The 14,210-nt window shown below is 47.8% G+C and carries 12 protein-coding genes; 4 read left to right on the top strand and 8 right to left on the bottom strand.

The annotated features are described in order from the left end of the window. Window positions 1–374: 374 nt before the first annotated feature. The 7 genes from KAJ71_RS14870 to KAJ71_RS14840 form a co-directional block, all read right to left on the bottom strand. Entirely contained in the window at window positions 375–674 is a 300-nt protein-coding gene (locus KAJ71_RS14870; protein ID WP_202728939.1) for a PAAR domain-containing contractile injection system baseplate protein, read from the bottom strand. Window positions 675–686: 12 nt separating this feature from the next. Continuing rightward, entirely contained in the window at window positions 687–1,424 is a 738-nt protein-coding gene (locus tag KAJ71_RS14865; protein WP_248946446.1) for a hypothetical protein, read from the bottom strand. Between the two features lie 91 nt (window positions 1,425–1,515). Then, complete coding sequence (locus KAJ71_RS14860; RefSeq protein ID WP_248946445.1) at window positions 1,516–2,445, bottom strand: hypothetical protein; 930 nt, start codon at window positions 2,443–2,445, stop codon at window positions 1,516–1,518. Beyond that, window positions 2,445–3,434, bottom strand: a complete 990-nt coding sequence (locus tag KAJ71_RS14855; RefSeq protein ID WP_248946444.1) for a hypothetical protein — start codon at window positions 3,432–3,434, stop codon at window positions 2,445–2,447. The genes KAJ71_RS14860 and KAJ71_RS14855 overlap by 1 nt, the downstream gene beginning before the upstream one ends. Beyond that, window positions 3,434–4,798: a hypothetical protein gene (locus tag KAJ71_RS14850; RefSeq protein WP_248946443.1), complete on the bottom strand. Its 1,365-nt coding sequence runs from the start codon at window positions 4,796–4,798 to the stop codon at window positions 3,434–3,436. The genes KAJ71_RS14855 and KAJ71_RS14850 overlap by 1 nt, the downstream gene beginning before the upstream one ends. 20 nt (window positions 4,799–4,818) lie before the next feature. Continuing rightward, window positions 4,819–5,391 carry a DUF4123 domain-containing protein gene (locus KAJ71_RS14845; RefSeq protein WP_248946442.1) on the bottom strand — a complete coding sequence of 191 codons (573 nt, stop codon included), beginning with the start codon at window positions 5,389–5,391 and terminating at the stop codon, window positions 4,819–4,821. Beyond that, window positions 5,388–7,463: a type VI secretion system Vgr family protein gene (locus KAJ71_RS14840; protein WP_248946441.1), complete on the bottom strand. Its 2,076-nt coding sequence runs from the start codon at window positions 7,461–7,463 to the stop codon at window positions 5,388–5,390. The genes KAJ71_RS14845 and KAJ71_RS14840 overlap by 4 nt, the downstream gene beginning before the upstream one ends. Before the next feature lie 558 nt (window positions 7,464–8,021). On the opposite strand from KAJ71_RS14840, the gene rluF reads away from it, so the two are divergent. The 3 genes from rluF (at window position 8,022) to KAJ71_RS14825 (ending at window position 10,972) form a co-directional block, all read left to right on the top strand. Further along, window positions 8,022–8,768, top strand: a complete 747-nt coding sequence (gene rluF / locus KAJ71_RS14835; RefSeq protein WP_248946440.1) for a 23S rRNA pseudouridine(2604) synthase RluF — start codon at window positions 8,022–8,024, stop codon at window positions 8,766–8,768. 319 nt (window positions 8,769–9,087) lie between these two features. Then, window positions 9,088–10,674, top strand: a complete 1,587-nt coding sequence (locus tag KAJ71_RS14830; RefSeq protein ID WP_248946439.1) for a phosphoethanolamine transferase — start codon at window positions 9,088–9,090, stop codon at window positions 10,672–10,674. Window positions 10,675–10,756: 82 nt separating this feature from the next. Beyond that, window positions 10,757–10,972, top strand: a complete 216-nt coding sequence (locus KAJ71_RS14825; RefSeq protein ID WP_248946438.1) for a YgdI/YgdR family lipoprotein — start codon at window positions 10,757–10,759, stop codon at window positions 10,970–10,972. A gap of 99 nt (window positions 10,973–11,071) precedes the next feature. On the opposite strand, the gene pepT is transcribed toward KAJ71_RS14825, so the two are convergent. Next, entirely contained in the window at window positions 11,072–12,301 is a 1,230-nt protein-coding gene (gene pepT, locus KAJ71_RS14820; RefSeq protein ID WP_248946450.1) for a peptidase T, read from the bottom strand. A 245-nt stretch (window positions 12,302–12,546) separates the two neighbouring features. On the opposite strand from pepT, the gene KAJ71_RS14815 reads away from it, so the two are divergent. Beyond that, complete coding sequence (locus KAJ71_RS14815) at window positions 12,547–14,139, top strand: ABC transporter substrate-binding protein (RefSeq protein WP_248946437.1); 1,593 nt, start codon at window positions 12,547–12,549, stop codon at window positions 14,137–14,139. The last annotated feature ends 71 nt before the right edge of the window (window positions 14,140–14,210 follow it).

The raw sequence follows: 14,210 nt of genomic DNA, 5'->3' as shown, positions 1-14,210 counted from the left end.
TGTTTGCGGGACTGCTTTTTGATTGATGCTGATTTTGTCATGTGAGCTACCTCTGGTTAAGAGTTTACTCACTTAGCACCGTGTCCACTATTGCTGGGTAAGATCAGTCTACCCGAAACGACTTGTGGCCGCACTTGGGGCAACACTCCGGCGTTTCAAATGGGAAATGCTTCAGATAGTGGATCAGGCGATCGGCCTCTTGATGTAGAGACTCTGGTAGATAAAGGTAATAGTTGATCTCAGATTTATATTCTACTTTACATGTTTCTTTCATTGTCAACGGCAATCACATTCTCAACATCATTAAGCAACCAGACAAATTTAGTGACACTATCCTGATAATATTAATGTCATCAGCATCTATCCCTATGAGGTTAATCCATCGTCAAACTGGCCTCTCCTCCCACAATAATGCCACCATGAGTGGTGGGGTCACCAATCCGGGCAACAGGGATACCATTAATAGTGACACAGGATGAACCACTAGCAATGCTGTCTTCCGAACTACTGCCCACACAAGTAAGTTTGTCCCCTACCAGCGCCAGTGGAATACCGTTAAAAGTCACGAAACTTTGTTGGCAACTACTGATAGGGCCACCAATATGAGGCTTAGGGCCAGGATCAACTAACGGGCAAGTATGATTGTGGCCTTTTAGAGCTACCGCTTTACTCATTTTCAGCTTTCCTCAAGAAGGTTCATAGAAATTATTTTGAAGGTGATAGACCTTCGCCTGCACATTCTCAGATAATAGACAGTTATACCAGCGTGGCCTCAAAGGGTCGTTAAAACACTGATAACCATCATAGTACTGAGCAATCGCCAGTAACAGCACCGCCTGTACCCCAGCGGCTACCGGTAATGACTGGTTGGCGGTCTGGTCGAAGTTTTGGGATATGGATCTCCAGTTTTCAACCCATTGAACGCTTTCACGTTTTTCGTCGATTAATAGCTTATCTAGTACCTGTTGATTCGATAGCCAATCAGGGGAGTGCGTAGGTAATAACTGTCGGGAAACAACTAGGTCCCTGGACCGTTGCAGATTTTCCTTAAACCAGTCAACCAACCAGTCGCTACGATACTGCTTAATATACTGATAGATAGGGTCATCATCAGTGAGATCCTCTGTTTGGAGTTGCCCGTGCATAATTGCTATAAGCTTACTATAACGGGGGTCCTGCATAAAAAATGATCCAAAACACAACCGAGCACATACCGTTCTCATTGCCAGCAATTGGCTAGGACGGCCTTGTTTTTCCACCCAGGCATAGCTTTGCCGGATGGCTTGCTCCAAGTTAGAGTCGGGGATTTTCCTGTAGGAAATTATGGGTTTGAAATTGTCGTGCAGATATTCAACACCAGCATTAACAAAATCTGTAATACGGTAACGAGTGATGCTTTCATAAACCGTTTGAGTCAACCTCATGCTACCTCCGTTTTTCCCATTAGCTAAAAATAGAACGATATAAAACTGCTAATCAGACAGTCCTATACTAATTTTCACTTACAGTCATATATTATTTAAATAGATCATTAACAAATGAAATTTTCGGATTGATAGCAATTAATTTGTCAAGTAATGGGTAAAACCATTCGGGCGCCTGCCATTGACTAAAATCTGGACGATGATCAATAGCCATCGGTGTTTTAAGTAACGGATGATCAATTTCTGGGGTGCTTAGGCCATGTTTTATACGGAAGTTTTTAACAGCTTGGTATTCAAATGGCCAAAGGAATTGATGGTCTTCTTCTATTTCATAGCCCAACAAAGGCGACTCATTCTCTACAAGTTCTGAACGTGCAGACCATTTTAAATGATTATCACAAAGACCTTTTAGCCAATCGACCAAGACATTTTCGTCTTTTGAATAAAGGACCTCCCTAGCAAAATCACGGTAGAACCTGTCGTATGGGATCTGCATTGAATCCCAATCAATAACCTGCTTATTTTCACTCGCTAGCATTTCAATAGCTAGTATTCCAAGCTTTTGTACTTTTAACTCGCCCAATTTTCCCGGAGTCATGGTTTTTAACCCATCAATAATGAAGGGATAGCAATGCTCTGCAATATCATTTCGATGACAAGCTAAAAACGACAGTATGGCACTACCTTGCCTGGAAAGAGGAACTTTGAAATTATCAACATGACCAGGGTATGACGCATACTCACAGAATAAGCTCATTGATTCAAAAGCGATGAAGTCACACAACATCTGGTTGTCGATTTTATTTTTGAATATCAATTGCCAAGAGTAGTAATACATATGTCTTTGAGAGACGTAACCAAAAAGAAACCCTGCTGGAAAAAATAAATCTTGAGGACTAACGTCTAGTTCCTCTAAGTATAGTTCATAAGAGTCGCTTAATAAGCCTAAATATCTTTCGACATCCATCTCAGCATTATTCTCACTATAATAATAGTTACTAACGTCATTATAACGGCTCATTAATTAAAACTCCCATTTTTTACTACTTGAGAATGTTCCATAATATCCACTCCAAATTTCTCTTTGACAAGACTTTTATTTCCAAACCATAATGTTATCTGCTGCAGCCCTTCTGAGCTAATGCTGTTTTTTACAGCCTTATACTCTTTATCTATCCCTTGTCCAATGACAAATCCTAGGACTCTATTATCGCCATTTATTTTTTGCGCATTCAATGCAAAAAGTAGCTTTCTCATCTCTTTAATTTTATCTCTATCCATGATAAACCCTGAAGGGTTTTTCTCGTTAGCTTTTAAAGCTTTTTCAATAGTCTTTATAACATAGTCAATACCTTCTCTCTGTTTAACCGCCAACTCCCCCTGATACTGAGCCAACGGCGGAACATCTTTCTCGTGCATCGCCTTGGTTTTTATCTCAAATATTGCCCAAAAATGTGGAGGAGGTGGGGAGGGATTGACGACCTTGGCAATGATATCCAGCCCGTTTTTTGTACGGCTATGCTGCAAGTGAGTGACAGAACCTGCTACCACATTCAGGTTAAGGAGTGGTGTTGCCGTAGTTGCACCCTCTTGGTACAAATGGAAACGAGGCGAAGCCCCCATCAGCTTTTTGACAATGTTGACTTCACCAATAGTCCCGATAAACTGAGAAATCTTCAGTGCTAGCATATGTTCAAAAAAGTTATTCTTCAGCAAGAAGTTTGCCATATTAGCCGGGCTGCTCCCCACTTCAAACTTACCTTTCACTTTGAAGGTCGCTTGAGTTGTTTCCCCCGGCATAGGTTCTATTTCAACCCGTACGGTAGCCCCAGTTCGGCTCTTTCCCGTCGTCGTGCCATGAGTAAATCCTCCTGTGATCCTAACAGGTCCACTGACCTCAGTGAAAGAGGCATAGGCTATATCAGCTTTCAGCAGCGGTGTGTCCACTGCCTTTCGCTCAGCGACGGCATTTATCGCTCTGCGGTTAACGCGGACTACTTCTCCTACCATTATTGTTGTCCCTTTCCTTGGTCTGCATTCTCTACTACAGCCTGTTTGGTTGGTTGCTCACTTGTCCAAGCGGCCTGATTGCCCAGATACCCACCAGCCCCAGCACTGGTGGACCCTGTGATCACCTTGATCTTGATCTTCTTGCCAAACACCATCAGAGTGTTTATCGCATGAAAAGTGGTTTCAACCGTGTGCCCGCCAATTTTCTTATCCATAGTTTTAGAAAAATCCAGTAGCGGGTTATAGCCATTGCCACGGACTCCCAACCAGCGGTTACTCAGAGTGCCTAATGATTGAACACCATAGTTGGCGCTCAAAATAAACATTCCAACCCGGCGAACGGCAGAAATAACTCCCTTGAAGGCTGCTTTAAGAACTATAGCCCCAGAGACAACCGCCACCACCGTGATAACCGCATCAATCACTTCAAATGTCACATCGCGGGCAAAATCAATTCGGCGGTTTTCATCTGCTGTCGACAACACTTTATCGACAAATTCTTTGGCTAATACCTGCTCATTTTTATTGAGTGACTGACCGATTTTTTTAAAATGAAATTCAGGCCGATAATCGGCACTTTGTTGAGTATAAAGTAATGCCACGTCCAAGGTTTCGAAAGGGCGATATTCTCTTTGCTCAGCAGTTAAAGTTTTTGGGTCGATATAAAATGGGGCCTGCGAATCCTGGAACAAATAAATATTAGGCGAAACCTCTGCTACAAAATCATCGCCAAAGAACGCGCTGCCATGAGTTAACACATGTTTGGCTACGTAACTCTGTGGGTTTTCATGCCTGGCCAGGATATTGGCACCTTCCGTGTGGTAGCGCAGTTTGAATTTTGCGTCTTCCAGCGCGATGGTTTGCCCCTTGTAGGTGACTTTAAACCCTTCACCTGTGGGGCCTTCCCTAGCCTGCTGATCAAACAGTAGCATGAAATTCAAAAATTCCTCTGGCCCCAACTCTTTTTCAACCGCAGCATAAAATCTCTCCATCTGCATCAGCTCTTTGGCGATCTCAATAGCGGAGCCTATGGGCGTGTCACGGTTCTCTGCCGTGATAGTCATCGCTGCATATTCGGCTATTGACTGCTCCAACGTTTCCAGCGGTATCCCGCGTTGCAGTGGAACGGGCTTTTGAGCCTCAAACTTAGGCAGTTCCAGAAAAGAAGGCATAAAGCTTGGGGTATTCTTGTAAAACGTATCAATATCTGCCATTCCCGCCGCTGAGGAGTCATCAAATTCAATAAACGCTGCCATTTTTTCACATTCTCCCCGGCCAACATCCGAGGATACCTGTGCGTCAGGAAACGTGGCCCTGGACGGAGGAGCTAGGGAATAATCTGTATTTAACTCAAGTGCAGCCATTGCCTAATATCCTTATGGCGCTAGATCACCAGTAACGTATTATCTTCTGGGTCTTCAGAAAGTATCTGGGTTAACCCATCGGTAAATTCAATGAATTCTTTGGCGGGCAGAAAAGGGAGCAACGTCTTGATGCTTACCGGCGCGTAATAGCGGAACATCAACCATTGTCCATTAACTTCATCGTAGATCTGGTTAAATTTCCTCAGATGATGGGTCACGACTTCCAATGAACCATAGCTTCGCAGATAGATCCCCCAGCCCTTCCCCCAACTATTGCTCAATAGCCAGTCGGCAAAGGGGCTGTTTTCTTCCAGTTTGACGATATAAGGCGCATAAAACGCAAACTGCTGCTCACTATCTCCTTTCCACAGACACGACCATTCGGTGTCGTAGGCGTTAAGCAAGACGGAAATATCAGAACGTTGCATCGCGTCGATCACTGCATAGGTATGGCAATCTGCTTGAGAGTTAGCGCCAATCACTTCAGTGTCTCTTGACAAGAACATCTCAACAGGCCCGAACAGTATGGCTTTGACCGCATCCAGCCGCTCAGTGGCATCATCAGACAAGGGAATGCGATTTAATCTGTTCACCCTGCGTCCTTTTTAGCTGCTTTTTTCGCCTTGGCGCAGATTTCGCAGAAGGGAGAACCTTCGTTCACCATTGCCGTCAGTGCCTCCACCTGATCCACCCCTCCTCCGCTGATATTCATGCTCGGGGTCAATATAGACAGTTTCTTGGCCTTGATGGTGACCCCACTACTGTTAATGGTTAGGCTCCCGCCAGGACCAGCTACCACCATTTCATCCTCGGCATGCATAATGTAGCGTTTGCTTCGAGAGAAAATTTTGGTGTTCACTTTTTCATCCAACACACCCTGAATTTCCACCGTGCTATGCCCACCAATTTTTTCAATGGAGTCGGCGTAGATAACATTCTTTTTAGAACTGTTGACGATGAGAGTTCGGTTGTTATCAACCTGGATTTCCTGATCTTTAACCACTTTAATCACTGAGTTATTACCAATGGTTTCAAAGTGATCTCGCCCCACGTTAGTGCGTTTGTCCTGGCCAATTTCTTCCTGTTGGTCAACACCGACAGATTTAGTACGGTTGTGGCCGATAGAGTGGAACTGGTCGTTGAGAATTTCTGTACGGTGATCTTTTTGCGCATGCATGTAGATCTCTTCCCGCGCTTTTTCATCTTCAAAACGCAGCTCATTGAACCCTTCGCCTTTATGGGTTTTGGACCGTATCGTCATTTGGGTTTTTGTTGCGGGTAAGTCACCGGGGGTCTGATTGTTAACATGGTAAGTACGCCCGATAATCACCGGTTGATCGGGATCGCCGTTCAGAAACTCCACGATAACTTCATGACCAATGCGCGGAATAGCTGACATCCCCCACTTGGTGCCCGCCCAGGGATGAGATACGCGAACCCAGCAGGAACTGGTATCATCCGTTTTCCCTGAACGATCCCAAAGAAAACGCACCTTGACTCGCCCAAGCTCATCACAATAAATTTCTTCAGAGGGTGGTCCAGTGACAATAGCTATCTGAGCACCATCAATGCGCGGTTTTGGCAGCGAAAGCGGACGCCATGTCTGGTTGTTGGGAATAAACGCAAACTGGCTGGTTATGGTTGTGCCTTGCCCTCCTGATACAGTTTCCAGCGCCTGAGGTTGTTGCCCCGTATGGATGACCTGGGTAATTTGCCAACTGGTATTCAGTGTGCCCAGCGGATGGTTTTCCAGGGTAAAGCGCACGCCGGGTTGCAGGGCAGGACAATTACTCGCCCCTTCGCCCTGATGGGCGTCATTGCGCAATGCTTGAATGCGCCACTGGGCAAACTTTTCCCCGCTCGGACCGGTATTTTTATAGCGGCCAGGGTAATCATAATGCAGATACTTGATGGACTGGTGTTCATCATCTCGAGCATAGTCGCGATACTCTGCTGCCCATTCAGGATTTTTGAAGGTGTAATCTTTCAGCAACACGTCCGAAGGGCGCAGGCTTTCCCGGCGCTTGAAGGTGGTGATACAAGGCTGATCGAGTGAGGTTTGTGGCTGATCTGGGTAGTAGGGTAGCGTCGGCCCATCATTCACGATGATGTTATCATCAGCAAAGACCAGCGTGTGTTTGCCATTCTCATGCTCGAAGAAATAATAGATACCTTCTTCTGCCGCCATTCGATGAAGGAAATCCAGGTCGTTTTCGTTATATTGGACACAAAACTCTCGAGCTGCGTGCGTGTACCGAAAAGCATGAGCATAGTTGATGATGTTATTTTCTTTCATCAAGGTTTCCAGAATTTCTTGAAAACCTTGTTGTTGGAAAATACGCGAGTTTTGTCTTAACCCTGCTCGCCAGAGCGCGGGGCGGACACTGAGTCGGTAACGGGTTTGATGAAGTCCTGTATCGCCTTGCTCGACGGAAGTGACAATACCATTAACGATACGCTGCACTTCTGTTTCACGCCAAATGGTCAAAGTGGCGGTTTTGTCCAGAATAGAACGGAACTCCACATTGGGGCTGGCACTGGCCACCTCAAGTTCGAGCGTGAAGAGTGTAGAGAATTGCTCGTGCAACGTAAAACCCGATACCACGAAGGTTTTAGGCGGCAGATCCCCCACACTCAACGTAAACCGCAGGCCACTCGCATCCATGTTCACATTTCCTTATTGATGGCGTGAATACTTCCCGAACTATACAAATAAAATACTTATGATATATAAGACATTTTAATGCATGTAAAAAGCGGCAACAACCTGTATCTACTCATTCAGTGAGACCTGTGGTAATCCCCCCGAAAAACTAGCGTGGTAGGTGGTAGTCACCTTAGAACAGTGCAGAGCTTTATTCTTCAAGACAATCTTCAAAAGCGGATGTCGCCAATCCTCATCATTAATTTTTATGTAAGATACAAATCCATCCTGCTCTAATGCACATATCAAACCCGGATGTTCGTGCACAAACTGATAAACGGTCCTGGCATAATATGACTGAGCAGCTTACGGCGCATCACATCAAGCTTCCAACGTTTACCCGTCTTCACATTTTTGTAAGTGCAATTAAAAATCTGGCCTACTGCGTTGGTGACACAACGCCCGTAGCGGTTTGTTCTGGCGGTCGCCTCGTAGTGATCGAGCAATCAATTTTGACTGGCTCTACGCAGTTCGCAATGCCCCCCAGGTAATGTATAGTTCGCGTTTAACGGGGAAACCATGCTCACTCACTCATCGACTCGCCTTAACAAATACATTAGCGACAGCGGCGTATGTTCTCGTCGCACTGCCGACCTCCACATCAAGCAGGGCAACGTTTTCATCAACGACAAATTAGCCTCCGTGGGCGCTCAGGTATTGGTCGGGGATGTGGTGAAAGTTAACGGCCAGCAGATCGAACCGCGTGGTGCGGACGATTTGGTGCTTATCGCACTGAACAAGCCTGTTGGCATCATTACCAGCATGGGGAAGCACGTGCGGGATAACATCGGTGATTTCGTTAATCACAGCAGACGCGTCTTTCCCATCGGGCGCCTGGATAAAGACTCCCAGGGGCTGATTTTCCTGACCAATGACGGCGAACTGGTTAATAAGATCCTCCGTGCCGGCAATAATCATCAAAAAGAGTACCTGGTCACCGTCAACAAGCCGGTGACCGATGAGTTTATTCAGGGCATGAGCGCGGGCGTCCCCATCCTGGGCACGGTGACTCAAAAATGCCTAGTCGAGCAAGAAGCCCCGCAGATGTTTCGCATCACGCTGGTGCAAGGGCTTAACCGCCAAATCCGCCGCATGTGCAAATATTTTGGCTATGAAGTCACCAAGCTTGAGCGCGTACGTATTATGAACATCGCACTGAAAGGGTTGCCGCTGGGCGAATGGCGGGATTTGACCGATGATGAACGGATTGAGCTATTTAAGCTGGTTGAACATTCCTCGTCAGAGGATATTTCCTCCCCGCTTTGATTACCATTACCACCGACATATACATCCCCGGAAAAGGAGGATGTACTGAGCGCGATCCGCACTCACAGAGGGGGCTACAATTCTCTTGAAAATCCGCACCTTCTCCTTCCGTTCGGAATTGCTATCAATCTCTCAAAACAGCCCATAATTATCAGTTGATCTTGTATTCATTCGGCTCTATCTTCTCGCATCCGGGTACATAAAGCGGCTCGCTGGATGCGGTCTATCCCTCTTCCTCCCCCCTTTCCGTCTACCAATCGGATTAATGACTCTTGCCTTGTCAGAGTTACCACACAGCATTTGATAACTTTCGGTAAACATGAACTCAACGGTTAAAGATACCTTGGCAGCCCGTAGCGTCGCCCTAAACCCGTGGACAGGTTTTTACTTCCTGCAATCGCTGCTGATCAACTTCGCTCTCGGCTATCCGTTCAGTCTGCTTTATGCCGTGGCGTTCAGCTGTGTTTTACTGCTGCTGTGGCGTCTTGGCCCACGCTTGCAAAAGAGTGTGATCGGGCTGTGCAGCCTCGTCGCCGCCATGTATTTCCCATTCGCTCAGGCCTATGGCTCACCCAATTTTAATACCCTGCTGGCGTTACACTCGACCACGATGGAAGAGTCCAGCGAGATATTGACCATCTTCCCGTGGCACAGCTATCTGGTGTCCCTGTTTATTCTGGCGTTGGGCATTATCGCACTGCGCCGTAAGCCAACCCCCAAAGGCGCCTGGAACACCTTCCACAGCCTGTGCCTCGCCATCAGCGTGGTCTGTTTTTTTGTCACACCAGTGCAAAATCTGCTTTATGGCGGCGTGTTTAAAGTGGGTGATGCCGGTTATCCCGTCTTCCGCTTCGTTAAAGATGTGATCGTCAACAACCAGGAAGTGATTGATGAGCAAGCCCGTATGCAGGCGTTTTCGCAGCTGAAAGATTCCTGGAACGTATTGGCAGTGAAACCGAAATATCACATCTACATGGTAGTTATCGGTGAAAGTGCACGGCGAGATGCGTTGGGTGCGTTTGGTGGGCACTGGGACAATACTCCCTTTACCAGCCAGGTAAACGGCAATCTGTTCATGGATTATGTTGCTGCCAGCGGCTCAACACAGAAGTCACTCGGTATGACGTTAACCCGAGTCATTAACGGTAAACCGCAATATCAGGATAACTTCGTTACGCTGGCTAATCGGGCAGGCTTTCAGACCTGGTGGTTCTCAAACCAAGGGCAAATTGGTGAATATGACACCGCTATCGCCAGCATTGCCAAACGTGCCGATGAAGTGCAGTTCCTGAAAAACGGTGATTTTGAAGCGGATAAAAACACCCATGATGAAACGCTGCTCAAGATGACCGCCCAGGTTTTTGCCGCCCCACGCACTACGGCCCCGCAGTTGATTGTCTTACACCTGATGGGTTCACACCCGCAAGCCTGTGACCGGACTCAGGGCAAATACGTGGACTTTGTGCAATCCAAAGAAACCTCCTGCTATCTATACACCATGACGCAAACCGACAACCTGCTGAAACAGCTCTATCAGCAGTTACGCGGCACCGGGGAAAGTTTCTCGATGGTTTACTTCTCCGATCACGGTCTGGCCTTTAAAGAACGCGGCACTAACGTGCAATATCTGGCGCACGATGATCAGTTTCAGCAAAACTTTCAGGTGCCGTTTATGGTACTTTCCAGCGATGATACCGAACACCGCCTGATCAAAGCACGCCGTTCAGCTAATGATTTTCTGACCTTTTTCGCCTCGTGGACCGGGATCAAAACCAAAGAGTTGACGCCAAAATACTCGTTTATCTCCGAGCAAAAAGCCGGCCCCGTCTATATCACTAACTTTAAGCTCAAGCCGGTGGACTACACGCATTTGCCAACAGATATCTTTGAAACCCAAACGCGCTGAAATGTAGCAAGGTAGCCTTTGCATCTCGGGCCACTTTGTTTGTAATATGAGGCAGTTAAATTGAAAAAGAGCCTGTTGACCGATGAAAAAACTGACTTTTCTGCCTCTGGTTTTCCTGACATTGCTGCTGGCGGGCTGTACCAGTGATTACATTATCACGACCAAATCTGGCGATATCCTGCAGGCTCACGGTGAACCGGACACTGACCGCGATAGCGGTATGACCAGCTATACCGGCATGAACGGCGATTATCATCTGATCAATACCAATGATATTTCAGGGATAGTGAAAAAATAGCCGCTGTCTTGTTTATTGGAATTAGCCAAATAACGATAACCTTCGCTAACCAGGCTAGAACAAGCCTGGTTAGCGATAGCTTTTAAGCGATATCCGCCCTTATTTAGCCGCCAGCTTACACAGCGTAAACGCCACGTTATAGGACGCCTCGAACGATTTAAGGGGTAAAAATTCAAACCGTGAATGGAAGTTGTGCGCACCGGTAAAGAAGTTGGGGGTTAATAACCCTTTAGCGGACAACGCAGCACCATCTGTGCCCCCACGCATCGGAATGACTTTTGGCTCAATGTCTAACTCGGCCAGTGCAGCAAAAATCAAATCAATGGCTCGACGATCATCGGTAATGGCGTTGCTGATATTACTGTAGGTATCGCTGATGTGATACTCCACGCGGGCAGTGGGATACTGCGCTGCAATCTTCTGCGCCACTTCACCAATCTGCTGTTTACGGCGCTCAAAGTTCGCCAAATCGAAATCACGGATATTGGCTTTCAGCAGCGCTTCACTTTGCGATGCCTGCATGCCGTTAAACCAGATATAGCCTTCACGCCCTTCGGTATGCTCAGGAGTCTGCTGGCGATCGAAGTGGTTGATGTAATCCATCGCCATCAGCAGCGGGTTCACCAGCACGCCTTTGGAGGACATCGGGTGGCTGGTCACGCCGGTAAAACGCAGTTCGGCGCTGGCGGCATTGAAGTTCTCATACACCACTTCGCCCAATTCGCAGCAGTCGATGGTCCAGGCAAAGTCAACGTCGAAACGCGCCAGATCCAACGCTTTGGCTCCACACAGGCCAATCTCTTCGTCCGGGACAAATGCCACCACGATATCGCCGTGTTGGTGCTCGGCGGTAAGGTTCTCCAACACCGTCATCACTACCGTGACGGCCGCTTTGTTATCCGCCCCCAACACGCTGGTGCCGTCACTGAAAATAATCTCTTCCCCCGGATAGGCTTTGATTTCCGGGTGTTCAGCGGTGCGTAACCAGATATCTTGCTGCGCGTTCAGGCACAAATCCTCACCGGTAAAGCGCAAGATTTGTGGATGGATATCCGGCGATAAACCGACATCAACGGTATCGATATGGGTGATGAACCCGATACGTGGTGCACCGGGTACGTTGCCTTTTTTCACTGCGGTGACGGTCGCATGTTCGTCAATAACCACATTATCCAGGCCGAGTTGGCGTAGTTCCTCAGCCAGCATCTCCGCCATGGCGAACTGGCCAGGAGTACTGGGTAAAGTACTTACCGCCGGGTTGCTCTGGCTGGTGACGGCCAGGTAGCGGAAGAAACGTTGGGTTAACTGCGTGGCGAGCGGTGAAGACATAATGTTGTACATGAACGCATCCCGTTTGCAAGGCTTCCATAGCGAGGATCACCAGAGCAATCTTTCAGAATTCACCCTTTCGTTAGAGTTTATCTTTGCCAACTACCGCCTTTACCGAGGCTAGCGTTGACCTCATTGTTATCGTTCGATGTTGTTTGCTGATAATGTAAATTTAATGTTATTTATTAAGCGCTTTAGTACAAGCTTTATTTTTCAGTGGTAGACTCACCAACAGGAAGATAGTAATGATAATTAAAATTACAAAGCTTGCGCTGGCCATAGCAGCGCTCTCAATAAGCTCTGGGGTAGCAGCAAAAACGTTAGTCTATTGTTCAGAGGGTTCACCAGAAAACTTTAACCCGCAACTCTACACCTCCGGGACCAGCGTAGATGCCAGCGCGGTGCCGATCTATAACCGGCTGGTGGATTTCAAAGTAGGTACCACCGAACTGCAGCCTAGCCTGGCAGAAAGCTGGGACGTCAGCGAAGACGGTAAAGTGTATACCTTCCATCTGCGCCAAGGGGTGAAGTTCCAGAGCAACAAATATTTCAAACCAACGCGCGATTTTAACGCCGATGATGTGATCTTCTCGTTTATGCGCCAGAAAGATCCAAACCATCCCTATCACAACGTTTCCAATGGCAACTACTCCAACTTCGAAAGCCTGGAGTTCGGCAAGTTAATCACCGCCATCGACAAGATTGATGACCATACCGTGCGTTTCACGCTGGCCCATCCGGAAGCGCCATTTGTTGCCGATTTAGGCTGGTATTTCGCCTCAATTCTCTCGGCGGAATACGCCAATAGCATGTTGAAAGCGGGCACGCCAGAACGTGTGGATATGGAACCGATTGGCACCGGGCCGTTTGAACTGAAGCAATATCATAAAGACTCCCGCATCCTGTTTAGCGCCTTCCCTGATTACTGGCAGGGCAAAGCGAAAATTGACCGTCTGGTGTTCTCCATCACGCCGGACGCGTCGATCCGTTACGCCAAGCTGGAAAAAAATGAATGCCAGGTGATGCCGTTCCCTAACCCGGCAGATCTGCCGCGCATGATGGAAAATAAAGACATCAACCTGATGCAAAAAGCGGGCTTGAACACCGGCTTCCTGGCATTTAACACCCAGAAGGCTCCGCTGGATAACGTGAAGGTCCGTCAGGCGTTGGCGCTGGCAATTAATAAACCAGCGATCATCGAGGCAGTATTCCACGGCACCGGCACAGCGGCGAAAAACATACTGCCCCCGGACGTGTGGAGTGCCGATGCGGATTTGAAAGACTACGATTACGAGCCGGAGAAGGCCAAAGCGCTGTTGAAAGAAGCTGGCTTCGCCAACGGCATGACCATCGATCTGTGGGCAATGCCGGTTCAGCGCCCGTATAACCCGAACGCCAAGCGCATGGCCGAGATGATCCAGGCCGACTGGGCTAAAGTGGGCGTAACGGCCAAAGTGGTCACCTTCGAGTGGGGCGAGTACCTGACACGGGTGAAAAACGGCGAGCATCAGGCCGCTCTGATGGGCTGGACCACGGCAACCGGCGACCCGGATAACTTCTTTGGCCCGCTGTATAGCTGTACGTCAGCCAACGGCGGCTCCAACTCGTCGAAGTGGTGTTATCAGCCGTTTGATAAGCTGATCCTGGAAGCACGAGCCGAAAGTAATCACCAAAAGCGCATAGAGCTGTACAAGGAAGCCCAGCAGATGATGCACGATCAGATGCCTGCGGTGATGATTGCTCACTCGACGATTTTTGAGCCGGTGCGCAAAGAGGTCACCGGATACGAAATCGATCCGTTCGGCAAACACATTTTCTATCAGGTCGATGTGAAGTAAACACTGACGTATGGTCGATTGTGCTCAAACCGATTTGGGCCAACCCTGTCCACTGAGGAGCAATACCACCA

Origin of the sequence: Serratia silvae (assembly GCF_023282985.1) — a bacterium.
Taxonomy (GTDB): domain Bacteria; phylum Pseudomonadota; class Gammaproteobacteria; order Enterobacterales; family Enterobacteriaceae; genus Chania; species Chania silvae.
The sequence above is the reverse complement of the archived record's forward strand: the minus strand, read 5'-3'. Positions and strand labels throughout refer to the sequence as shown.